Below are 22,305 nucleotides of genomic sequence, written 5' to 3'. Positions count from 1 at the left end.
CGATGCTAGGGGTGACACATGAACGCCGCACATCCATCCGGCCCGGGGTGTGCCACCATTGCGTACGTGACCGCCGAATTCGACGACTTCGCGCAAGATGCGGTGGATGCCGCGGAGATCGCAGCGTCGCGTCATCCATCGGACAAGCCGATCTACCGCGCCACGCCCCAGGAGGGCATCAAGCGATTCTTCACGAAGTACGCGGTCTTCCACGGTCGGGCGAGCCGCAGCGAGTTCTGGTGGGCGGCAGCCCTGGCACTGGTGATCTTCTTCGCGGTCGGCATCGCCATCGAGATGGTCAACGCGGTCGCCGCACCGACCGACCCCCGGCCGACGCCGGCGAGCACGGTGATCGGCGTCGTGTACCTGCTGTACGCGCTCGCCACACTCGTGCCCGGAATCGCCGTCTTCGTGCGTCGCCTGCACGACGCCAACCTCTCGGGTTGGTGGGCGTTCCTGATCATCATCCCGTTCGCCGGAGGCGTGATCGGCATCATCTTGGCCGTGCTGCCCAAGCAGGGTTACGGCAAGCGCTTCGACCGGGTCTGAGAACCGGCATCCATCCACCTGCGGTGCTGTCGTACCTGCGGCGCCGCCCTACGAGGTCGCGGTGCGGCCCGTCTGCTGCTCCCACATCTCGAGCTCGCGGGTGAGCGCCTTCGCCAGCTCGAACACCTGCTCGGGTGGGATGCGGATGCGCGTCACGACCCGCGCGTTCACCGCGCGCTGAGTGTTGCCGTGCTCGTCGCGCGTCTCCGTGGCCGGACCCCGCAGCGACGCGAAGTCGAGCACGAACACGTTGTCGGTGTGCCAGATGCTGGCGAAGTCGGCGAAGCCGCCCGCCTCCACCTCCGGCGGAATCTCGAAGTTGATCTGGGTGGGAACATTGCCTTGCTCGTCGGCCACTGCGCCTCCTCGTTCACAGCGAGCCTAGGCGGTCGCTCAACGGCTCGCGCTGTGCGTGGCGGGGCTGCGCACGTGTCGCGAGCTCAGCCGAGCGTCGCCTGGGACGGCAAGATGCCCAACCGTGCAGCCTTGCGAACGGCGTCGATGCGCGAGGTGGCGCCGAGCTTGATGTTGATGTTGTTCGCGTGCCGTTTGACGGTGCCCTCCGCGATGCTCAGCTCCTTGCCGATCTCCTTGTTGGAGTAGGCCTGCGCGATGAGCCTGAGCACGGCGTACTCACGCTCGGAGAGGAGGTCGCTGTGGCCATCCTCTGCCCCTGGCGCAGCCATCGGCGAGTCCGTCGTCGCTGCGTGCAGGATGGCCGCGACGACCTCGCTGCTCGGCGCGGTCTTCGTGAGGTAGGCGGAGGCGCCGGCGGCGAGCAGCTCCGAGCGAAGGTGCACATCCTGGTGCATCGTCAGCACGACGACGCGCAGATCGGGCTGCATGCGCTTCACCCTGGCGATCGTCATGCGGGCCGGATCGCCCGGCATGCTGACGTCGAGCAACAGCACGAGCGGCCGTCGCACCCGAACGAGCTCCAGCGCACCGCGGCTGTCGGATGCCTGGCCGACGACCCGAAGGCGGGCATCCCTTCCGAGCAGGGCGACGAGCCCCTCGCGGAAGAGGTCGTGGTCGTCGGCGATGCCGACGTCGATGCGGCCGGTCATCCTTCGACGTCCGTCAGCGGGATGGTCAGACGCACGACGGTGCCGGGGCCTGCGGAGGTGGCGATGCTCAGGCGCCCGCCGATCGAGTCGGCGCGCTCGCGCATGTCGAGCAGCCCGATGGAACCGGTGGTGACGTCGTCGTGGCTGAACCCCGGGCCGTTGTCGGCGATCGTGACCGCCAGGGTGCGCCTGCGCCAGTCGATGCCCACCGACACCATCGTGGCGCCCGTCGCGTGCGTGCGCGCGTTGCGGATCGCCTCGAGCACGATCATGAAGACCTCTTCGGCCGTGGATGTCGGCAGCGGACGCACCGGTCCGGTCGAGGAGACGACCACACGGGGCGGCATCGTCGAGGTTTCGGCCGCGTAGTCGGAGATCGCCTTCTCCAGGGAGCGCGACCCGACGAGCTGGCGCAGGTCGAGCGCCATGTTCTGCACGTCCATCAGCGTCTGCCGAAGGGTGTGTGCAGCGGCGGCGAGGTCGGAGGCATCCTCGCCGTCGTTCAGCGAGCTGAGCTCGATGCGCTGGATGCCCGCCGCGATGCCGTGCGCCACGCGATCGTGCAGGTCCCGCGAGAGCCTGAAGCGACTCTCCTGGTTCGCCGTCGAAAGTCGCTCGCGCATCGCCTGCGTGTAGGCGACGGCGCCGGGCGGGAAGCGCCGGAACACCGCGTGATGCAGAATGCGCGCGACCTGCACCGCGGGAACGGGCCGCGGCAGCGCCGCCGCCCACGACGCCAGCGGTTCGATCGCCTGATCGAACAGCACCTCGGCGGCGAGCAGGCTTTCGGCAGGATGGCTGTCCTGGCCGGCCCGCAGCCGACCGAGCGCCTCCAGTCGCTGGGGATCCAGCAGGTCAGCCGTCGCCAGTGGCAGACGGTCGTCGTTGCCGTCAGCGATGGATGCCGCGGCCTCGCCGAGGATGGCAACAGCCTGCCGCTCGAAAGCCGGATCGAGTTCGCCACCGTCGACGAGGCGACTGCCGTGCTCCTGCAGCGCGTCACGAACGTCGCGCATGATGGCGGCCATGTCATCGGCAAGGGTGGTGCGGTTCGAGCTGCGACTCATCCCGCGGAGACTAACATCCGCGGACTCCGCCCGAAGGCCCGAGCTCATGCCGAGGGACCGCTCAGCGTGCCGGATCGTGACCGCGCCAGAGCCGCCTCGGCGAGTGCGGTCAGGTCGACGGACACGGTCGCCGGCAGCAGGGGTGCGCTCGCGTAGTGGAATCGGATGACCGACTCGGCGCCCAGCTCCTCGCTCGCCTTCTCACCGGTCTGCGTCGCACTCGGCGTGGTCTTCTCGGCCATGGCATGCCCCTCCCCATCCGCGTCGTCACTACGACGCTAGAGTCGCCGCGGCGCCGCCCGCATGTGCCGAACGGTGCAATGGCGTAAACAGAATCCCCATTAATATAGACCGTTGTCTAGGCGATACGGCTAATGGAATCATCCTCGTGCGGCAATCGGGTGGGAATGAGGAATCCGTGAGCAAAGAGGCCCTTCGCGTATGCGTGTCGTAAGGACGTGACCTGCCGCCGACGCCGATCGCCACAGTGGGGAGATGACCTTTCAGTCCCACCCGGTAACCGTCGCGCATTCACGGTCGAACCGGCTGCTTCGTATGCTCGATACCGGTCATCCATGGGGCACCTTTTATGTCGGATACTGGCGCCACGGGCTTCGCACCCTGCGGTTGGTCGTCTATCCGCCCGGTATCAGTCAGCGTGAGCGCGTGGCCCTTCGTCTGTGGCGGGCCTGGCCGTTCGTCGGAGGGGCGCTGTGCCTGATCGGCGTCGTGCTCTGCCTTCCCGCGTGGACCGCCGCCGTGACCATCATGGTCGGGACACTCATCATCACCGTTGTGCTCGCGTACAACGCGCGACGCACCCGCAGGCTGGTCCGCGAAGGGTTCGCCGTCGAGAACATCGACAACTCCGGCGATCGCGGTGCTGTGCACCTGCGCTCGCTGGCCACGCTCCTCGACCAGGCGGAGAACGACGTGGAGACCGGGAACCTCAGCCCTGTGCACTACGAAATCATGTGGGCGACGGCGTACGCCCAGCTGGCGGAATGACGTCGGATTCGACGAATTCACTGGTGTGGTGAGCGCGCGCCGCGCTAGCATCCGGGCAGTATCCGGAGGGAGTCGCCATGGCGGGACGTTGGGGCGCGGTGACGGTTCTGGCGTCAGCGCAGTTCGTCATGACGTTGGACAGCACGGTGATGAACGTGTCGATCTCGACACTCGTCAAGGACCTGGGCACGACCATCTCCGCCATGCAGGCGACCATCACGTTCTACACACTGACCATGGCGGCCTTCATGCTGCTCGGCGCGAAACTCGGAGATGTCTGGGGTCGTCGCCGCGCACTGATCATCGGCTCCATCATCTATGCCATCGGATCAGCGACCACCGCCCTGGCGCCGAACATCGTGGTGCTCTTTCTCGGCTGGTCGGTGGTCGAGGGCCTGGGAGCGGTGCTTGTCATCCCGGCGATCGCCGCGCTCATCGCGGACAACTACACGGGTCACGCCAGGGTGACCGCCTTCGCCGCGATCGGCGCCGCATCCGGTGTCGCCGTGGCGGTCGGCCCCCTCATCGGCGGGTTCCTCACCACCTATGCGAGCTGGCGCTACGTCTTCGCCGGCGAAGTCGTGATCATGGCGGTAGTGCTGCTGTTCAGCCGTGTCGTGGCCGACAGCGGAGCGCGCTCCCACGTGCGGATCGACGTCCTCTCGGTCGTGATGTCCGCGGCGGCGCTCGTGCTCATCGTGTACGGGCTGCTGCAGACGAAGACATGGGGATGGATCCTGCCGACCCAGCCCGACATCAGCATCCTCGGACTGTCGCCGGTACCGTTCCTCATCGGCGCTGGGGTCGTGCTGGGGTGGCTGTTCTTCCTCCGGCAGGACAGGCTGAGTCGACTCGGGCGGGCACCCCTTCTCAATACCGCGATCCTGAAGCTGCGTCAGCTGCGCGCCGGAGTGGGAAGTCTCGGCATCCAGTACACGGTGACGGCCGGCCTGTTCTTCATCGTCCCCATCTACCTGCAGCTGTCGCTGGGGCTCGACGCCCTGTCGACAGGCCTGCGAATCTTCCCGCTCTCGATCGCCCTCGTGCTGTTCTCGATCCTCGGAACCGCACTCTCTCGCCGGCTGTCTCCGAAGCTGATCGCCCGCCTAGGCCAATTCGGCCTCATACTCGCGAGTCTGGTGCTGCTGGCATCCGTCGATGTCGAGCTCAACAACTGGATCTTCGGCGCTGGGATGTTCGTGGCGGGCGCCGCGCTGGGGCTGCTCGCCTCCCAGCTCGGCAACGTGACGATGTCGGCCGTCAGCGAGAACGAGCTCAGCGAGGCCGGAGGAGTGCAGGGCGTGTTCCAGAACCTCGGATCATCCCTGGGCACGGCGCTCATCGGGTCGGTCATGATCGCGTCGCTCACGACGATCTTCACCGGAGCGGTCGCCTCAAGTACGCTCCCGCACGACGTTCAGCAACTGGTCGTGTCCGAGTCGCAGGGCGGCGTCGCGGTCGTGGCGACCGCCGATGTGCCGAAGATCGCCACCGACGCCGGGCTCACGGAAGACCAAGGCACGCAGCTCGCCTCCATCTACAACGAGTCACAGCTCTCCGCGCTGCGGCTCTCGTTCGCGACGCTCGCGTTGGTTTCGCTCGGCGCCATGTTCTTCTCACGCAACCTGCCATCGCGGGTCCTCGGCCGAAGCCCGAGGGATGACGACCAGAATGCGCAAATCGCCCCGCCTAGCGCCTCGGGTGCAGGCTGACAGGTCTCTTGATCTAGTCGAAACGCCCCGGAATCCCTTGTTCTCACAGGGATACCGGGGCGTTTACGAGGGTGGCGAGTGAGGGATTCGAACCCCCGAAGGCTATGCCGGCTGATTTACAGAGAACGAGCCTTCATCCGCTCCTGTCGGCTCGTGTCCGCTGGTCTGGTGTCTCGGGGTTCGGTCGTCCGCCTCGTCCGCTCCTGACGCTCCTGACGGCTCGTGTCCGCTGCAGTTTGCACACACGCGCGTGCGCACGACGCGCCCCGTTCTGGGCCTGCTGCCGGCCCACAGACATTCCATAGGATCGAATGATGAAGCTCCTCCCGGCCATTGCCAGCGCAGCGATTCTTACGGCCGCTCTTGCCGGATGCACTATGACCACGACCTCCGCTACAGGCGCCAGGGCGACCTCGTCAGCGACACCCACGCCGACCCCAACGCCGACTCCGACGGTCTTGTCGGACGCGGAGGCCGCGACGGCGTACATCGCGGCGATCTGCCCGGCCAACAAGACAGTCGACGCGGTCAATGCAGCGCTGCAGGGGACCGATCTCAACGCGCTCCACCAAGCTGCTCAGGTCGCGCTGACGGCCGACAGTACAGCGGCCAAAGCTCTCGACACGACCCTCTGGCCAGCCGACGTCAAGGCCGACGTCGACGCCGTCCGCGACGACCTCTTCTCTGAGGTCGCAATAGACGGGCAGCTGGTACACCTCACCGACATCAGCCAGATCAACACCATCCAGTGGCCCGACTCGACGGCGGCGTCTCAGGCGAGCGCCCGACTTCGATCGAGGCTCAATCTCTCCGTCGACGCGACGCAGGGCTGCTGACTAACGCTTCATCGCACAGGACCGGTCCGGAGTTCGACTCCGCCACACCAATCGACCCTTCTGAACTCATAAGGTCGCGCGCGGGCCTGCGGCATCTCGCCGTGCTGCGTGCGCATGAGGGCGACAACCCGGAGATCGGTGGGCCAATACAGCCCCGGCGGCCCTCTATCACGTAAGCTGGGATAGTCCGGGTTTGGCATGTGTGGTAGCTGCTAACCGAGTTCGAGGCCCCCGCTTCCATCACGAAGCGGGGGCCTTCTTTTGTCGATCTCCGGCGATGGCGTGTCGGTCCTGTAAGTGTCTGGACGTACAGCTAGCTTTAACCCACCACACATGGATCGCCGAACTACGGAAAGTGAGCAAGCTCAGATGCCTACTGCCTCGCAGCTCAGCCCGAACTTGGTTTATGCAGATGGTCGACGACAGATGCGCCTCTAGTCGCGCAGTTCACGTGAGCCCTGGCCCCTGCGGGTCAGGGCTCGTACTCGTGTCCGCAGTCGTTGCAGCGAAAAAAGCCGCTGTACCCATTGATCGTGCCCGCACGGTCCAGCACAACAGCACCAGGGACCACCCGGCCGTCCTTCACGCGAAGAAGCGTGAACCACTGGCCACCACACTCGCAGACGATTCCTTCGTCTGCCGAGCCCGTGACTCGACGTTGCGGGAAGTCAATGAGCGTCATCCGATGCTCCAAACAGAAAAGAGGTCGTCATGCGTGAGCATGAGCCTAAGGGACCCAACGGGTCGTGGAAAACCGGGCAGCGCGTGCCCGAGACCGGGAATTGGTTCGATCAGTACGGCGAAGTGGGACACTTCGTGGCTGGTCGAACGTTCCCACCGTGCATCGACCGCAAGGGCGAGTGCGCATACCGTTACTTGATCGTGGAAGATGCCGCTGCAACGGCGTGATCGGTAGCTGACCTGAGGGTCTAGGGGCGCGGACTTCGGTTCGCGCCCCTTCTGCATGCGGCTGCGTCTTTGCCGGCCGATGCACGAAGGGCATAACTCATGGTGCACGCTGTGACCCGTGCGTGCAAGCCCATCCGGCGCGCGCCGTCGGTACCCGCCCGTATGCTGGGCATGATCGAGCCGCGTCCCATTCGCTTCGAGGTGGACACGTGGCTCGTCATGCGGAACGACAAGGTCCTCCCGAAAGCCGTTGTGCAGCGCGTGCGCCATCGTGAAGGCGATCGGTAGCTCGTGTTCCGATGGGATCTCGACCCGCCGAAACGGAAACTCATGAGCGCCGTCGACTCGCTCGAGCACGCAAACGACTTGGTGAGGTACGACGTCCCGCAGGTGGGTCCGCAAGGGCCTCCGAACGGGCGGAACGCCGACGGAACGATGTGGCGACCGCTCGACCCGAGTAGCCGGGAATGACAAAAGCGGCTGGGCTGTGCTTCCGCACTGCCTGCCGCTTCCGCCACACAGAATACGCTCGAATGAGGCGGATGTATCCTGGTCTCGACGCCGAGCGTTCCTCGTTCATACCGGGGAGCAACGCCCGGCGTCGCTTAGTCGAGTCGGCTCCTTGCCGTAGAGACGCTGCGTGATCAGGCAGGATTCGGCGACGCGTCGATCCATTCCCTGAGGCACATGCACGCGAGTCTGCTGCTCGCGTCTGGCGCGGACATCGCGATCGTGTCCAAGCGCATCGGACACTCGACGATCGCGCTCACATCCGACGTCTACTCCCGCCTGATCGCGTCGGCGTCACGGCGCGTAGCTGAGGGCGCATCGGCGCTCGTGCCGAGGTCCAGTGCACACCCACTGCACACACAAGCGGTCACGGAGTCGGTCGACCACTGAAATGACGAGAGGCCCGGACACGTTACTTCCGCGTGATTCCGGGCCTCTCGGCTGGGGTGGCGAGTGAGGGATTCGAACCCCCGAAGGCTATGCCGGCTGATTTACAGTCAGATCCCTTTGGCCGCTTGGGTAACTCGCCAAGGCGCTCCCGACCACATGTAGTCACCTGACCGAACGCGCCCCATAAGAATACCCGCGCAGGGGCATCCCATGAAATCGAGGGCGTCGGCTACTTGGAGGGGTCGTCGTTCTCCGTCGGAGCGTCGAAAGGAGGGACCTCTTTCTCGGGGGTCGCCGAGTGCTTCGGCGCCCCCGGCTCACGGGGCTGGGCTTCACCGTCAGCCGGCCACGACGTGTCGGCCGGCGCGTTCAGATCCTGGCCGATCTCGCCGACGTTGGGCGCGAACTCGTCGCTGGGCGCGATCTCCGCAGGGTCGCCAGCGAACGGAGCAGCGGTCTCCGGCTTCACCGCATCTGCCCCGGCCACCGCGGCGGTACCGGCGGCCGCAGCGCCGCCGAGCTCGGCGGCCTCCTCGATCACGGTCTCGTCGGATGCCGGCGCATTCGGATCCGGAGTGGGAAGCGTGCCCCCGGCATCCGCCACGGTCTCTGCCGCGTCTTCCACCTGCTGCTCGGACCGCCTCGACCGCACGATGCCTGCGACGACGAGCGCGATCACGCCGAGCAGCACGATGATGCCTGCGACGATCAGCCACGGGGTGACATTGGATCCGGTCGCGGCGAGGCCGCCGACGTCTTGTCTCACGCGGCAACTATAAGGGCAGCGGGCGTCGGAGCGACCCATCCGCTCCGTACGAGACAGACCATAGACTCGTCAGGGTGCGTGAGGGTCCGGCTCGGGCGTCCTCACACGCGTACGCGAAAGGGGTGGACACGCATGGCAGACTCATCGTTCGACGTGGTCAGCAAGGTCGACAAGATGGAGGCCGACAACGCCGTCAACCAGGCCCGCAAAGAGGTGGACCAGCGCTACGACTTCAAGAACATCGGCGCATCTGTCGAGTGGAGCGGCGAGAAGATCCTGCTCAAGGCCAACAGCGAGGAACGCGTGAAGGCCATTCTCGATGTGCTCGAGTCGAAGTTCATCAAGCGCGGCGTCTCGTTGAAGAGCCTGGATGCCGGTGACCCGTACGCAAGCGGCAAGGAGTTCCGCCTCGAGGTCGCGCTCAAGGAGGGCATCGACCAGGACGCGGGCAAGAAGATCAACAAGCTCATCCGCGACGAGGCCCCGAAGTCGGTGAAGAGCCAGATTCAGGGTGACGAGGTGCGCGTGTCGTCGAAGAGCCGTGACGATCTGCAGGCCACGATCGCGCTGCTCAAGCGAGCCGACGTCGAGGTCGACCTGCAGTTCGTGAACTTCCGCTGACCCATGCCGCTCCCCTCGACCGACACCGTCGTCCTCTACCCGCTCGGTGAAGGCGACCCTGAGTCGCTCTCCGCGACGGCCACCGTGCTGCACGTGCAGCCGTACGACGCGAGCCACGAGCTCGTGCTACTGGACCGAACGCCCGCTCATCCCGTCGACATAGCCTGGCCCGACCAGGGTCCCGACCGCGGGACGATCCTCGTCGGCGAGCGCGAGCAACCCTTGGCGGCCGTTCTACTCGGCGCCACGAACGGCACCGAGCTCTACGTCGGCGCCGAGGTGCCTGTTCGCAGAGGAACGGAGGGCTGGGCGTTCGTGGTCGTCCACGTGCTCGCCGAGCCGAGCCGCATCGCGGTGGGCGATCGCGTGAACGTCACGGTGGATGACGCACATCGCCGCTCCCTGTCGGTCGGCCACTCCCTCTGCCACCTCGCCTCGCTCGCTCTCAACGCGGCACTTGTCGACCGGTGGAGCAAGCCCGTGGGCGAGGACGCGCTCGGTCATCCCGACTTCGACCACGAGGCGATCCAGTCCTCCACGATCGTGCCGAACGGATCGGTCGACGTCTTCCGCCTCAATAAGTCGCTGCGTCGCAAGGGATTCGCGACCGACGGACTCCCCGAGGTGCTCGACGACCTGCAGAACACCGTCACCGCGACCCTGCGCGAGTGGGTCGCGACGGATGCCGCGGTGCACGTCGAGCGAGAAGGCGACGGGCTGAGCGACCGGCGCTTCTGGGTCTGCGATCTGCCGGAGGGCACGGCACGCATCGCGTGCGGTGGAACCCACGTGTCGTCGCTCGGCGAGTTGGGCGAGGTCTCTGTGTCGTTCGAGACCGGGGATGACGAAGGTACGGCGACTCTGACGATGCGGAGCACCGCGACGGGGCGTTGACTGCGTGCTTTAGCGGCGCCGCTAGCTGGAGCGCGCCGTTACTGGAGCACGCAGGTCGTGCCGAGGCCGGCGAGACCGATCGAGGCCTTGTAGCCGACCTGGCGTGAGGTCCACGCGGACGGATCGACGGTCCACAGCGCAACGTTGAAAGTGCCGCCCAGCAGGCCTGAGAGCAGCCCGCTGCTGTACACCGAGGTGTAGACGCCACTCGTCGGGCCGGTCGTGGTGACGCCCGAGCCGATCGGGAGCAGAGAGCCGAGGCTGCTCGTGCCGACACCGAATGCGATGTTGGCGGGCACCACGTACGAGGTTCCCGCGGGGAACGACCAGGTGACCGTGACGGTCGGGTTGAGGCCGAGCGCACCCGGATCCGCGGTGCATCCCTGCAGAGTCGGCGGCTGGATCGTCTTCGCGGTTGTCGTCGACGAGGTGGCCTGTTGCCCGGTCCAACTGGCATCCGTCGGAGCGGGGTGGGCGAAGAGCACGACGGCGAGCACACCGACGACGGCGAGAAGTGTCGCTGCGCGGTGGTGGCGCCCGCCGGGCATCCGATTCCCCGACTCCGGACGCTCAGCCATGTCGCCGCCTGCGCACGAAGCCGACGATCGCGAGGCCTGCCGTCACCGCGGCAACTGCCAGCAGTGCAGGGCCGAGCACCGAGGAACCGGTCTCTGCGGCCGAGAAGGGACCGGATCCCGTCACGGACGATCCGTTCTCGCCGGGCGTCGGCGGCGTGGGCGAGTCGGCGCCGGAGGCATCCACCGTCAAGCGCACGTCGAGCTGTCCGACGGTGGGCTGCGGGGCGTCGGCGGCCAGCGTCACCCGCGCCTGCACCCAGACCTGCGCCGGGATCGGGCCAGTTGGATCGGTGAGGTCAGCCGGATCCCCGGTCAGCGCCACGGCATCCGTCTGGGGAAGGATGACCCGCTCTCCGCTCGCGCACGTCATGGCGACCCACGCCTGCGAGCAGCCGAGGAGCTCGATCGACGCCGGCACCCGACCTGCGGTTGAGTCGAAGCCACCCTGAGAGGTGACGATGCCGACCAGCGTGCTCACGGGCATCCTGCGCACCGTCACTCCGACGTTCCACGGCGTCGCCACTCCCGGAGCGAGCCCGTGCACGGTTCCCGGCGGGTCACTGCTGAGCACGAGCACCGGGCCGGATGTCGCACTCGTCGTCGACTGCGCCGCCAAGGCCGACACCGGTCGGTCGAGCGCGAGTCCGACCGCACCGAGCACGGCCGCGGCACATGTCGCGCCGACGAGCACCCAGGCTCGCCAGCCGCCGCGACGCACGGATGCGCTCCGCACCGATCAGCCTTCCTTCGGTCGACGATGTCGTCCCGTAGCCACGCGATCGCCGTCGTCGTCCCCTTTGGGGCTCGGCTTGTTGCCACGCTTGTCTCGCGGCCACAGCGCCCAGACGACGAGCGCCGCGACGCCTATCGTGAGGCCGCCGAGCACGAACGGGTTGCTCAGCCATACTACGAAGTACGCGAGCCCCGGCACGGACCACAGCACGAGCCGCACCGTCTTGACCATGTACGGTGCCGGGTCCGCGGCCGCGTTGGCGTCGCCCTTGAGTACCAGAATCGTGCTGCCGTCGGGGCCGGGACTGGTTTTCACGACACGGTGTGTGATGGGCAGCTCTCCAGGGCGGTCGACGGTGACGACGTCGCCGACGTGCGCCTCCGAGGCCGGGATCTGCTTCACGACGGCCAGAGAACCGGTCGGGATGTCCGGGCTCATCGACCCGGTCTTGAACATGATCAGCGTGATGTGGAACACCAGCGCCAACACGACGAGCACTATGCAGATGGCGCCGAGCACGGCCGCGACATCCAAGAGCACGTTGCGCACGACGGACTCGACCCGAGCCCAGCCGTGCGGTGCGGGCTCGACCTCAGACGGCTTCTCGACGACCGCTGTCACGAGCTCGTCCCCGCGAACAGCCAGGTCGCGACGAAGGACTGGCCCTGCAGCGTGTTCGGTGCACCGGTCGGCAGATTGACCTGGAAGCAGAACCAGGTCGGAGTGCCAGCGGCACTCGACGTCGCGGCGGCGAGCGCCGTGCTGTTCGTCGGCACCGCCGTGCCCATCGCCGACCACGTGGTCGCGCTGCCGACGATCCAGTTCGCTCCTGATGCCGGTGTCGACGTCGCCGTGCACGTGCTGGTCGTGCTGCTGTACACGCGGTACTGCAGCGAAGTCCAAAGCGCAGGCAGCGGCGTCGTCGTGCTCGTCGCCGTCTGCATCGCCTCGGTGCCGCCGATCGAACCGGTCGCGGTGCGGATGCCGAACGATGCCGCCACCGTCACGCCGGGCGAGAGCGCCCCCGCTCCCAGCTGCAGCGTGGCGCCGGGTGCGACCGAGTTGTTCGCCCAGGTCGCTCCGGCATCGGCGCTCGACTGCGTGACGAACGTGCTCGTCGAGAACGAGCCCGTCGCGTTGTCCTGCGCTGTCCACGCCGCGACCGTCACCGCGGCGCCGACTCCGAGAACGAGTCCGCCGGCCAACAGCGCGCGTACGCGGGTCAGGCGCCCAGCCATGCGCTCAGTCCGATTGGGCGGCGAACTGCCAGGTGGCCGTTCCACTCAGGCCCTGCGTCAGACCGGCAGCGGCCGTCACCGTGAAGCACAGATGCACGGCAGTGCCGGCGCTGGTCGTCGGACTTCCGGCGGTCAGCGCGAACGTGGGAGCTCCAGGAACAGTGCCCAGCGCGGTTCCGGATGGCACCAGCGAGGTGCCCGTCGTGGTGGCGTCGCAGGTGGCATCCGTCGTCTGCACGAGCGAGTACGTCAGTCCCGCAAGCGACCCGGTCGGTGTTCCCGTGTTCACCGTGACGGTCGCGTTGGCCGTCGTGCCGGCGGCGAGGCGCACCCAGTACGACGAGTAGACGACGTCGTTCGGCGACAGGTCGGCCACCGGAGCGGTGAACGACAGATCGGCGCCGGGCGCGGCAGGATGCGCCGCATAGGTCGTATCGTCGGTCGAACCCTCGAGCGCGAACGTTCCCGACTTGAACGTGCCGGTGGCGAAGTCCGAAGCATTCCACGCGGCGAGCGTGATCGCCGCCCCGACACCCAGCACCAGGCCGCCGGCCAGAACGGCACGAACGACTCCCTTGCGATTGCGCAGCACAGTACGCATGAGCACCATCTCCCCCCGAAAACGACGCCGCCGAAGCAAGGCGCCGGGCACTGGGGCCAGTCAAGCAGGGAACCTAGAGGCGGTCCACCCCCGTCATCCGCTCAGCACGCTCTTCGCCCGATGTGGGCGACCCGCGGCTACGCGTTCGAGATGCGCACCATCTCGTCGCGGGGGACGACCTTGATGCGGGCGCGACCCTGCTCTGCGCCCAGCGACTGCTCGTGCGCGTCGAGGTTGTGCCATCCGTCGAGGTTCGTGAACTCCACGCCGCGCGACCGCAGCAGCTCGACGATGGACTCCTCGGAGGGGTCGGTCGGCGTCCACCAGTTGCCAAGGTCGTTGATCAAGTGCGAGACCGTCTCCATGGCGTCGGACTTGGTGTGGCCGATGAGGCCGACCGGCCCACGCTTGATCCAGCCCGTCGCGTAGACGCCGTAGAACTGGGTGTTGTCGTCGGTATGCAGCGCCTGTCCCTCGTGGTTCGGGATGACACCGTGATGCTCGTCGAACGGGATGCCCGGCAGCGGCGACCCGAAGTATCCGACCGCGCGATACACGGCGCTCACCGGCACCTCGCGCAGCTCCCCGGTGCCGTGGACGCCGCCCTGGCCGTCGGGCGCGGTGCGCTCGTACCTGATCGCCGAGACGCGTCCTTCTCCGTCATCCACGAACTCGACGGGCTTGGCGTAGAAATGCAGGTGCAGGCGACGGGATGCCTCGCCGACCTCCCGCTGTCGCCACTGTTGAAGAACGCGGTCGATCACGAGCACCTGCTTGTTGCCTGCGATGGTCTCGCGGTCGTGGTCGTCGTAGTCGAAGTCCTCGTCGTAGAGGATCATGTCGACATCGCGCAGCTCGCCGAGCTCCCGCAGCTCGAGCGGGGTGAACTTCACCGAGGTCGGTCCGCGACGTCCGAAGACGTGCACGTCGGTGACGGGCGACTGCTTGAGGCCCTGGTAGACGTTGTCGGGGATCTCGGTCGGGAGCAGATCGTCGGCGTGCTTGGCGAGCACTCGTGCGACATCCAACGCCACATTCCCGTTGCCGATCACCGCCACCGACTCGTCGGCCAGCGGCCAGGTGCGCGGGTAATCGGGGTGCCCGTCGTACCAGCTCACGAAGTCCGCAGCGCCGTGCGATCCGTCGAGGTCGACACCAGGGATGGCGAGGGAGGAGTCCTTCACGGCCCCGGTCGCGAAGATGACGGCGTTGTAGTGCCGCTTGAGGTCGTCCAGCGTGATGTCGACGCCGAAACGCACGTTGCCGAAGATGCGGATGTCGCCCCGGTCGAGCACATCGCGCAAGGCGGTGATGATGCCCTTGATGCGGGGGTGGTCGGGTGCGACGCCATAGCGCACGAGCCCGTACGGTGCAGGCAGCTGCTCGAAGAGATCGATGGAGACGTCGAACTCGCGCTCGGCTTTCAGCAGGATGTCCGCTGCGTAGATGCCGGCTGGTCCGGCTCCGACGATGGCCAGGCGGAGCTTGGTCATGAAGTGATCCCTTTCGTCGGGGGCGTGCTGCTTGTCTGCGTGCAGTGCGCTGCTGGCGTGCATGTGGCGACGCGGCCCGGTCAGCTGGAGCGCTCGACGATGGACTCGGCGAATCGCGTCAGAGCTCTCTTGACGGGTCCCTCCGGAAGCGGCGCGATGGCCTCGACGGCCTCCCGCGCCCAGCGGTGCGCCTCGTCGAGAGTCTCCTGCGTGACCGGATGCTCGCGCAGGGCCGCCACTGCATCGCTCACGTCCGCGGTGTCGGGTGCGCCGAGCACCTCGGTGTCGAGTCGCTCCAGCAGAGCGGCCGCGGACGCGTCGGCGTGCGCCCTCGCCCTCAGCTTGAGAAGGGGCAACGTCGCAACACCTGCGCGAAGGTCGGTACCGGGCGTCTTGCCGGTCTCGTCCCCCTTGCCGAGGTCGATCACGTCGTCGACGAGCTGGAAACTGACGCCGATCTTCTCGCCGAATTCCATCACGGGCGTGGTGTACTCCCGCGGAGCCCCGGAGAACATGACGCCCATCTGTGCCGAGGCAGCGATGAGGGAGCCGGTCTTGTCGGCGAGCACGCTGATGTAGTGCTCGATCGGGTCATCCGACTCCATCGGCCCGACGGTCTCGTGCAGCTGTCCGAGGCAGAGCCGCTCGAAGGTGTCTGCCTGCAGTCGGATGGCGCCCTCGCCGAGACTCGCGACGAGCTGGCTGGCACGCGCGAAGAGCAGGTCGCCGGTCAGAACGGCGACGGAGTTGCCCCAGACGTGCTGCGCGCTCGGCACCCCGCGCCTGGTCAACGCCTCGTCCATCACGTCGTCGTGGTACAGCGACGCCAGATGCGTGATCTCCACAGCCTGAGCAGCCGTGATCACTTCGGGAGTCGCGCCCTCGCCGAGCTGCGAGGTGAGCAGAGTCAGCATCGGCCTAACGCGCTTGCCACCCGCATTCATCAGGTAGCTCGCGGTGACATCCGCCAGCTGATCCGCGAAGCGCACCTGCTCGCGAAGCCCCTCCTCGACCAGGTCGAGCCCTGCATCGATGCGCGCGACGAACCGCTTGTCCTCGCTCGACGCGAAGAGCCGCTCGGTGAAGCCGAACTGGCTCGACAGGGTGTTCCCGCGACGCGCGAGAGGCAGCGATGGCACTACTGGAAACCCTTCGTTGCTGCGTCCTGTGCCGGCGCAGACGTGGAATCGGGCACGAACCCGCGATGCAGCGCAACGATACCGGCGGTGAGGTTGCGGTACGCGACGCGCTCGAAGCCGGCACCGCTGATGAGGTGGGCGAGCGTCTGCTGGTCCGGCCAGTCGCGAATCGACTCCATCAGATAGGAGTAGGCGGCGGGGTTCGATGAGGCGATGCGCGCGAAGATCGGCATGCCATACGCGAGATAGCCGTGGTACGCGGCGCGGATGACGGATGCCGGGGGCCGCGAGAACTCGCAGACGACGAGCCTCCCGCCCGGCTTCGTCACCCGGAAGAACTCGGCCAGCGCGGCGGAAGGATCAACGATGTTCCGCAGGCCGAACGAGATCGTCACGGCGTCGAAGCTGTCGTCTTCGAAAGGGAGCTGCGTTGCGTCGGCCTGCACGAACTCGACGTTCGGGTTGCCCGCCTGACGTTGCCGCCCGACCGCGATCATGCCGGGCGAGAAGTCCGCTGCGACCACACGGGCGCCCGAACTGGCGAGTGCCGCGCTCGACGTGCCCGTTCCGGCGGCGACGTCGAGGATGAGCTGCCCACGACGTGGATCCACCGCACGTGTCGTGGCGATGCGCCACAGCGTCGCGTTGCCGACGGACAGCACCGTGTTCGTGCGGTCGTATGCGGTCGACACCTCGTCGAACATCGCTGCGACATCCGACGGCTGCTTGCTCAGGTCGGCCCTACTCACCTGGCCAAGCTTAGTTCTCCGTCGGCAAGCTCACTTCGGGGTGCACCCGCAGATCATGCGAAAGCAACGATGCCGTGGCCCGTCGCCCGGCGCTGGGGCTGGGCCGGGCCGGGGCTCGGGTCCAGGCCGGGCCGGGCCGGGCCGGGCTGAGCTCGAGGCCACCCTGCGCATAACTCCTGCAACTTCGTCCGGCCGTCGGCTCGGAAGTGCGAGATTCAGCGGCCCGCATCGGTCGGACCGACGAAGTAGCAGGAGTTATGCGCAAGGGCGGACGGCCTACTGACCCGTGCAGGAGTTATGCGCAAGGCGGGCGACGGGGCAGGCGGGCGTGCGCCTGGGCCGCGCGTCTCGTTCTGCGCACGGACGTACGCTAGAGCGGTGACCGTAACCGCGACCCGCGTACAGGCGTTGACGGTCGAGACCACCCCGCTCGACGACGTCAGACACATCCTTCCCTTCACCGACGCGCATTCCCCTCTTGTGTGGCTGCGCAAAGGAGAGGGCATCGCAGGCATAGGCGAGACGCTGCGGCTTGAGTTCCACGGCGCCGGCCGCATCGCGGAGGCGTCGGCCGCGTGGAAGCAGCTCGTCTCGACGAGCACTGTCTCCGACCCGGTACGGATGCCCGGCAGCGGGCTCGTCGCATTCGGCACGTTCGCCTTCGACGACGACAGCTCGGCGACGAGCGTGCTGATCGTTCCCCAGATCGTAGTCGGGCGCAGAGCCGGTGCGGCGTGGATCACGCGTATCAGGCAGACGGATGACCCGACGATGCCTGCCATGCCACGCCCTCAGCCCTTCGGCGCCGAGTACCGGCTCACGATGCTCCCCGGCGCCCTCACCCGTGAGGCGTACAAGCGCGCAGTCGACGTCGCGGCCGAGCGCATCCGCGAGGGCGGACTCGAGAAGGTCGTGCTCGCGCGAGACCTGCGGGCACACCTCCCCGTCGAGTCCGACGTGCGCCGCGCGCTCGTCGAGCTGGCGCTCGGCTACCCGGAATGTTGGACGTATGCCGTCGACGGCATGCTCGGCTCCAGCCCTGAGACCCTGGTGCGCGTGCACGGCGGAACCCTCGACGCCCGGGTACTGGCCGGCACGAGCGCGCGCGGTGGGGACGCCGAGTCGGACCGTGAGTCCGCCGAAGAACTGCTGACGAGCACGAAGGATCTCGAGGAGCACGCGGTCGCGGTGCGCAGCGTGGTCGACGCGCTCACTCCGCACACGTCGGCCCTCACGACGAGCCCGCGGCCGTTCCCGCTCAAGCTCCCCAACCTCTGGCACCTTGCGACGGACGTCTCCGGCACGCTCAGCGACGGGTCGGGCTCACTGGACCTGGTTGCGGCACTGCACCCGACGGCTGCGGTGGCCGGAACGCCGACGGATGCCGCACTGCGGGTCATCCACGAGCTCGAGCCCTTCGATCGCGAACGCTACGCCGGGCCGGTCGGCTGGATCGGCGCGAACGGCGACGGGGAATGGGCGATCGCGCTGCGCGGCGCGCAGGTGAAGCCGTCGGGCGACATCACCGCATATGCCGGATGCGGCATCATGGGCGACTCCGTGCCGGAGCGGGAGCTCGCGGAGACGAAGATGAAGTTCCGCCCCATCACAGAGGCCTTCGGGTAGAGCTCAGCCGGCCAGCGGCACGTGGACGATGCTCGTGCCGAGCGGCGGAGCGGACAGCGCCTGGTCGAGCTCGCCCCTCGTCGTCGCTCGTCGGTAGCTCCAGCCGTATGCCTCGGCCAGCGCGGCCCAGTCGACGCGCTGCGGGGTGATCAGCACGCGGCGCATCGCCTCGGCCGATGCCGTCGCCGCCACCTCGAGCGACTCGAAGATCGTTCCGCCGTCGTCGTCCCCGACGACGACCTGCACGATAGGTCTGCGCTCCCCGTCGCCGAACAGCAGGGAGCCGACGTCGTGCAGCAGCGCGAGATCGCCCAGCAGCACGCGGGTCGTGCCGGTCGGGCCATCCGCATCGATGGGTTGCGACGCGAGGGCGATGCCGATCGCGGTGGAGATCGTGCCGTCGATGCCGGCCAGCCCGCGGTTCGAGTGCACGTTGATCCGCTTGCCGGTCACCGTGGAATCCAGTTCCCTGACCAGACGTGACGCGCCCAGCACGAGCCGGTCGTGCGGCCAGGTGAACCGCCACAGCGCCTCGGCGAGCATGCGGCGTGTTACAGGAGCGCGCACAGCGGCGAACTCCGCCTTCGCGAATGCCGCGCGTTGCTGCGGCGAGTGCGATCTGCCCGCGTCGACGTCGGGCGCGACCTCGTCTGCAGAGACATCGCGGTCCTCGATCAGCGCACGGCTGGCGAACACCCAGCGTCCCACCCACGCACGGGACTCCCTGGCGTTCGGGTCGGCATCCTGCACGTCGACTGATGCGACTGCCTTCGCTGAGCGCGCGGGGTCGTACACCTCTTCGCCGACAGGGGCGACGACGATCACCTCGACATCCTGGCGCTTCAGCAACGCCGGAACCTCGCGGCTGAGCGTCGGATGCCCGAACACGATCGCACGCTCCACGGCTCCGCCGAACCCCTCGTCGCGAAGCAGTTCGCGGTAAGCGACAACAAGATTCGGACCGAAACGCGATCCGCTCGACGCCTCGGCGATCAGTGGCCAGCCGCCCGCGCGGGCGAGCTCCTCGGCTGCGGGTCCTGCCCCGTGTCCGGCGATCACGACGGTGCGGATGCCCGGCTCGAGCTGAAGGTCGCCGCGTCCGAGCGGGCCGTGGGGCGCGTCATCCACCGGATCCAGCAATGATGCGACCATGCCCGCTAGGTCGGGCACGGCAGTAGAGAGCGGCTCGCGGAAGGCCAGGTTCAGATGCACGGGGCCGGCGTCGTCGAGCGCGGCGGACCAGGCACGATCGGCCAGGGAGGTGTAGGCATCCGTCTCGTCGTCAGCACCGGTCGGGGCATCGACGTCGAGCGCCCTTCGCACTGCAGCGCCGTACATGCCCGCTTGAACCGTGGTCTGGTTGGAGCGGATGCCCCGCAGCTCGCTCGGCCGGTCGGCCGTGAGCAAGATCATCGGCACATTCGAGTGGTGCGCCTCGAGCACGGCGGGCAGCAGGTTGGCGGTCGCGGTTCCGCTCGTCGTGATGACCGCAGCGGGACGGCGGCTCTCCACAGCGAGACCGAGGGCGAGGAATCCTCCGACGCGCTCATCGATGCGCACGTGCAGTTCGATGGCTCCCACGCGCTCGAGCTCCGCGGCGACGAGGGCGAGTGCCTGCGATCGGGAGCCGGGGCTCAACACGACGTGTCTCAGGCCACGGCGCACCAGCGCGACGAGCAGGGCGATCGACGCGTCGGTGGACGGATTCCCTGTGAGAGTCAGGGCAGTGGGCGGATGGTGCGTGCTCTGGTCTTCTGCAGTCTGACCGTCGGTGAGCGGGCTGGCGCCGTGAAAACCGAGACCGCCGGGATTCGCGGGCTCAGACATCCCGTCTGCCGTCGGTGTCGCCGGACTTCTTCTTCGGCGTGTCATCGAGGTCGGAGAGCTCGCGCTCGAGGCGGCGGATGCGCTCCTGCTGCTTGCGGTCTCGTTCGAGGTTTCGCAGGAAGTCGGGGTCGTCGTCAGGGGCAACGGTACGCGGGCCCAACTTCCGGTCGCGGCGCGGTCGGCCGATGGCGAACCACAGGATGTCGCCGATGAGGAAGAACACCACGACGATGATCAGCCACGCCCATTTCGGCAGCCCGCGCACACGATCGCGATCGGCCAGCGTGCAGTCCACGACCGAGTAGACGTAGAACAGAGCGGCCATGACTCCGACGATGAGCCATACGCGAATCATGAGTTCATGCTAACCCGCGTGGCCCAGCGGTGGCGGCGCGCAGCGAACCTCACAGCAGGCTCTGTCGATGCGCGGGCAGCTCGACACCCTCACGCCGCTCACCCACAGGGTGGGTACCTACACTTGAACGGTGAAACGCATTCCGGCTTGGCTCACCTTCACCGTGTTGCGGCTGCTGTTCATCGCCGTTCCGCTGGTGGTGCTGCTGCTGGTCCTGCCCTCCGACTACTGGATCTTCTCGGCGATCGCCGCCGTCATCATCGGCCTGTGCCTGTCGTTCCTCTTCCTCCGCAAGCCTCGCCAGGCGGTCTCCGAGCAGCTCGCCGCGGCTCGCAGGCGGGAACGCACCGAGGCGAAGCCGACCGTGGATGACCAGGTCGAGGACGCCGCCGTCGATGAGGCGAACGCGCGGGCTGACCGCAAGTCCGAGTAGGGTCCTCTCCGCCGTATCAGAGCATGTCGTCACGCCTCCTTAACGATGTGATCACGGACCGGCCGTCCGGCCTGCCCGCAGACGGATGCCGGTCGGAGTCCGGTGCACGGAGGTGGCGTCATGACCTGGATGAGCAACAACCTGACTTCACGAACCGGGGCGCCGCCCGCGATCTTCAGCCCGTCGGCGTACGCGTTCACGCAGCAGAGAACCCAGCACGTCGTCTACCAGGGGTTCGGCGACGGCGCCGGCGACGGTCACGTTCACGAGCTGTGGTTCGACGACCACTGGCACCACAACGACCTCACCTCGCAGGCGGGCGCGACGCTGATCGACGGCGTGCCGAGCGGATACGTCTACCCTGACCAGCCGGGAGGCGCCACCCAGCACGTCGTCTACCAGGGACTGCAACCGGGCGTCGGCCCTGACGGACGCGTGCAGGAGATCTGGTGGGATGACGACAAGAACCACCACCAGCTCACCGACGGGCAGCACCGGCTGGTCGACCAGCCGTTCGGCTACAGCTTCGAAGCCGGCCAGCACATCGTCTACCGTGCGGGCACCACGTTGCGCTTCCTCGACATGGAGGAGGACTTCGGATGGCTGGACAGCGACCTCACCCCGTACATGGCGGACACGCATCCCATGCTGCCGCCGACGGCGTACGGGTTCACCGCGCAGCGCACCCACCACCTGCTGTACGCGGGCGGCGACGGTCATGTGCACGAGCTCTGGAAGGGCCCGTCGGGCGGCTTCCAGCACAACGACCTCACGCTCACCTCGGGGGCGCGCGTTCAGGCGACCGGCATGCCGTTCGGGTTCGCCAACGATCCCGGCTTCGTGCAGGTCGTGTCGTACACCGCCTCAGACGGTCATCTGCACCAGCTGACCTGGAGCGGCACGTGGCACGACGCCGACCTCACCGCGACGGTCGGCGGCATCGCGCCCAGCGCAGGGACCGTGCCGACCGGGTACCTCTACCCGTCAGAGGGAACGCTGCACGTGGACTACGTGGGCGTGGACGGGCACGTCCACGAGTACTGGCAGGATGACGGCGGCTGGCATCCCACCGACCTCACCGCCCGCACGGGCGTGCTCAACGCACGCAGCAACCTGGCGGCGTACGTGATGCCGGATGACACCCAGCACGTGATCTTCGTCGACGACGACCGTCAGGTCGTCGAGCTATATTGGCTCCCGTGAT

General features: G+C 67.5%; 26 protein-coding genes and 1 tRNA gene. 10 read left to right on the top strand and 17 right to left on the bottom strand.

All coding sequences use genetic code 11. From position 1 onward, the window contains the following. Positions 1 to 66 precede the first annotated feature (66 nt). Positions 67 to 549 (top strand): DUF805 domain-containing protein, encoded by a 483-nt coding sequence (locus ACYVDN_RS16000; RefSeq protein ID WP_460573179.1) that lies wholly within the window; start codon positions 67 to 69, stop codon positions 547 to 549. Between the two features lie 48 nt (positions 550 to 597). On the opposite strand, the gene ACYVDN_RS15995 is transcribed toward ACYVDN_RS16000, so the two are convergent. From ACYVDN_RS15995 to ACYVDN_RS15980, 4 genes are all read right to left on the bottom strand, one after another. Continuing rightward, complete coding sequence (locus tag ACYVDN_RS15995; RefSeq protein WP_460573178.1) at positions 598 to 906, bottom strand: DUF3467 domain-containing protein; 309 nt, start codon at positions 904 to 906, stop codon at positions 598 to 600. 83 nt (positions 907 to 989) lie between these two features. Next, complete coding sequence (locus tag ACYVDN_RS15990; RefSeq protein WP_460573177.1) at positions 990 to 1,616, bottom strand: response regulator transcription factor; 627 nt, start codon at positions 1,614 to 1,616, stop codon at positions 990 to 992. Beyond that, positions 1,613 to 2,683, bottom strand: coding sequence for a sensor histidine kinase (locus ACYVDN_RS15985; RefSeq protein WP_460573176.1), 1,071 nt, complete (start codon positions 2,681 to 2,683; stop codon positions 1,613 to 1,615). Before ACYVDN_RS15985 ends, ACYVDN_RS15990 begins: the two co-directional genes overlap by 4 nt. 44 nt (positions 2,684 to 2,727) lie before the next feature. After that, positions 2,728 to 2,925, bottom strand: a complete 198-nt coding sequence (locus tag ACYVDN_RS15980; protein WP_460573175.1) for a hypothetical protein — start codon at positions 2,923 to 2,925, stop codon at positions 2,728 to 2,730. Between the two features lie 253 nt (positions 2,926 to 3,178). On the opposite strand from ACYVDN_RS15980, the gene ACYVDN_RS15975 reads away from it, so the two are divergent. The 3 genes from ACYVDN_RS15975 (at position 3,179) to ACYVDN_RS15965 (ending at position 6,239) form a co-directional block, all read left to right on the top strand. Next, complete coding sequence (locus ACYVDN_RS15975; protein WP_460573174.1) at positions 3,179 to 3,691, top strand: DUF6611 family protein; 513 nt, start codon at positions 3,179 to 3,181, stop codon at positions 3,689 to 3,691. A gap of 77 nt (positions 3,692 to 3,768) precedes the next feature. Beyond that, the gene (locus ACYVDN_RS15970; RefSeq protein WP_460573173.1) at positions 3,769 to 5,403 is read left to right on the top strand and encodes an MFS transporter; all 1,635 of its coding nucleotides are present in this window, start codon (positions 3,769 to 3,771) and stop codon (positions 5,401 to 5,403) included. Positions 5,404 to 5,780: 377 nt separating this feature from the next. Then, positions 5,781 to 6,239: a hypothetical protein gene (locus tag ACYVDN_RS15965; RefSeq protein WP_460573172.1), complete on the top strand. Its 459-nt coding sequence runs from the start codon at positions 5,781 to 5,783 to the stop codon at positions 6,237 to 6,239. Between the two features lie 472 nt (positions 6,240 to 6,711). Here the strand turns inward: ACYVDN_RS15965 and ACYVDN_RS15960 are convergent, their stop codons facing one another. Further along, positions 6,712 to 6,921, bottom strand: a complete 210-nt coding sequence (locus ACYVDN_RS15960) for a hypothetical protein (RefSeq protein WP_460573171.1) — start codon at positions 6,919 to 6,921, stop codon at positions 6,712 to 6,714. Between the two features lie 863 nt (positions 6,922 to 7,784). On the opposite strand from ACYVDN_RS15960, the gene ACYVDN_RS15955 reads away from it, so the two are divergent. Further along, a complete protein-coding gene (locus tag ACYVDN_RS15955; RefSeq protein ID WP_460573538.1) occupies positions 7,785 to 8,048 on the top strand; it encodes a tyrosine-type recombinase/integrase in 264 nt (87 codons plus the stop codon). Between the two features lie 57 nt (positions 8,049 to 8,105). On the opposite strand, the gene ACYVDN_RS15950 is transcribed toward ACYVDN_RS15955, so the two are convergent. Continuing rightward, positions 8,106 to 8,187 (bottom strand) — tRNA-Tyr (locus ACYVDN_RS15950). A 90-nt stretch (positions 8,188 to 8,277) separates the two neighbouring features. Beyond that, positions 8,278 to 8,814, bottom strand: coding sequence for an LPXTG cell wall anchor domain-containing protein (locus ACYVDN_RS15945; RefSeq protein WP_460573170.1), 537 nt, complete (start codon positions 8,812 to 8,814; stop codon positions 8,278 to 8,280). Between the two features lie 132 nt (positions 8,815 to 8,946). Between ACYVDN_RS15945 and ACYVDN_RS15940 the strand changes: the two genes are divergently transcribed. Then, positions 8,947 to 9,435 (top strand): YajQ family nucleotide-binding protein, encoded by a 489-nt coding sequence (locus tag ACYVDN_RS15940; RefSeq protein ID WP_460573169.1) that lies wholly within the window; start codon positions 8,947 to 8,949, stop codon positions 9,433 to 9,435. A gap of 3 nt (positions 9,436 to 9,438) precedes the next feature. Beyond that, positions 9,439 to 10,329, top strand: coding sequence for an alanyl-tRNA editing protein (locus ACYVDN_RS15935; RefSeq protein WP_460573168.1), 891 nt, complete (start codon positions 9,439 to 9,441; stop codon positions 10,327 to 10,329). Positions 10,330 to 10,367: 38 nt separating this feature from the next. Here the strand turns inward: ACYVDN_RS15935 and ACYVDN_RS15930 are convergent, their stop codons facing one another. The 8 genes from ACYVDN_RS15930 to ACYVDN_RS15895 all read right to left on the bottom strand — a co-directional run bounded on the left by ACYVDN_RS15930 (position 10,368) and on the right by ACYVDN_RS15895 (position 16,860). Beyond that, positions 10,368 to 10,907 carry a hypothetical protein gene (locus tag ACYVDN_RS15930; RefSeq protein WP_460573167.1) on the bottom strand — a complete coding sequence of 180 codons (540 nt, stop codon included), beginning with the start codon at positions 10,905 to 10,907 and terminating at the stop codon, positions 10,368 to 10,370. Then, positions 10,900 to 11,640: a hypothetical protein gene (locus tag ACYVDN_RS15925; RefSeq protein ID WP_460573166.1), complete on the bottom strand. Its 741-nt coding sequence runs from the start codon at positions 11,638 to 11,640 to the stop codon at positions 10,900 to 10,902. The genes ACYVDN_RS15930 and ACYVDN_RS15925 overlap by 8 nt, the downstream gene beginning before the upstream one ends. A 3-nt stretch (positions 11,641 to 11,643) precedes the next feature. Next, positions 11,644 to 12,261: a S24/S26 family peptidase gene (locus ACYVDN_RS15920; RefSeq protein ID WP_460573165.1), complete on the bottom strand. Its 618-nt coding sequence runs from the start codon at positions 12,259 to 12,261 to the stop codon at positions 11,644 to 11,646. Continuing rightward, the gene (locus ACYVDN_RS15915; RefSeq protein WP_460573164.1) at positions 12,258 to 12,878 is read right to left on the bottom strand and encodes a SipW-dependent-type signal peptide-containing protein; all 621 of its coding nucleotides are present in this window, start codon (positions 12,876 to 12,878) and stop codon (positions 12,258 to 12,260) included. The genes ACYVDN_RS15920 and ACYVDN_RS15915 overlap by 4 nt, the downstream gene beginning before the upstream one ends. A 4-nt stretch (positions 12,879 to 12,882) precedes the next feature. Beyond that, positions 12,883 to 13,479 (bottom strand): SipW-dependent-type signal peptide-containing protein, encoded by a 597-nt coding sequence (locus tag ACYVDN_RS15910; protein ID WP_460573163.1) that lies wholly within the window; start codon positions 13,477 to 13,479, stop codon positions 12,883 to 12,885. A 137-nt stretch (positions 13,480 to 13,616) separates the two neighbouring features. Continuing rightward, entirely contained in the window at positions 13,617 to 14,972 is a 1,356-nt protein-coding gene (locus ACYVDN_RS15905) for an FAD-dependent oxidoreductase (RefSeq protein ID WP_460573162.1), read from the bottom strand. Positions 14,973 to 15,052: 80 nt separating this feature from the next. Then, positions 15,053 to 16,111, bottom strand: coding sequence for a polyprenyl synthetase family protein (locus tag ACYVDN_RS15900; protein ID WP_460573161.1), 1,059 nt, complete (start codon positions 16,109 to 16,111; stop codon positions 15,053 to 15,055). Next, entirely contained in the window at positions 16,111 to 16,860 is a 750-nt protein-coding gene (locus tag ACYVDN_RS15895) for a class I SAM-dependent methyltransferase (protein WP_460573160.1), read from the bottom strand. Before ACYVDN_RS15895 ends, ACYVDN_RS15900 begins: the two co-directional genes overlap by 1 nt. A 378-nt stretch (positions 16,861 to 17,238) precedes the next feature. Here ACYVDN_RS15895 and ACYVDN_RS15890 point away from each other — a divergent pair, with 378 nt between their 5' ends. Further along, positions 17,239 to 18,486: an isochorismate synthase gene (locus ACYVDN_RS15890; RefSeq protein WP_460573159.1), complete on the top strand. Its 1,248-nt coding sequence runs from the start codon at positions 17,239 to 17,241 to the stop codon at positions 18,484 to 18,486. Positions 18,487 to 18,489: 3 nt separating this feature from the next. Here ACYVDN_RS15890 and menD read toward each other — a convergent pair whose 3' ends face one another. Together menD and ACYVDN_RS15880 are read right to left on the bottom strand one after the other, a co-directional pair. Next, positions 18,490 to 20,313 (bottom strand): 2-succinyl-5-enolpyruvyl-6-hydroxy-3-cyclohexene-1-carboxylate synthase, encoded by a 1,824-nt coding sequence (gene menD, locus ACYVDN_RS15885; RefSeq protein WP_460573158.1) that lies wholly within the window; start codon positions 20,311 to 20,313, stop codon positions 18,490 to 18,492. After that, the gene (locus ACYVDN_RS15880) at positions 20,306 to 20,668 is read right to left on the bottom strand and encodes a PLD nuclease N-terminal domain-containing protein (protein ID WP_460573157.1); all 363 of its coding nucleotides are present in this window, start codon (positions 20,666 to 20,668) and stop codon (positions 20,306 to 20,308) included. The genes menD and ACYVDN_RS15880 overlap by 8 nt, the downstream gene beginning before the upstream one ends. A gap of 130 nt (positions 20,669 to 20,798) precedes the next feature. On the opposite strand from ACYVDN_RS15880, the gene ACYVDN_RS15875 reads away from it, so the two are divergent. After that, a complete protein-coding gene (locus ACYVDN_RS15875; RefSeq protein ID WP_460573156.1) occupies positions 20,799 to 21,101 on the top strand; it encodes a DUF4229 domain-containing protein in 303 nt (100 codons plus the stop codon). Between the two features lie 120 nt (positions 21,102 to 21,221). Then, on the top strand, positions 21,222 to 22,304 hold the full coding sequence (locus tag ACYVDN_RS15870; RefSeq protein WP_460573155.1) for a PLL family lectin: 1,083 nt from the start codon (positions 21,222 to 21,224) through the stop codon (positions 22,302 to 22,304). Position 22,305 lies beyond the last annotated feature (1 nt).

This window comes from Humibacter soli (genome assembly GCF_054779035.1).
This window is presented reverse-complemented; position numbering and strand designations above follow the sequence as displayed.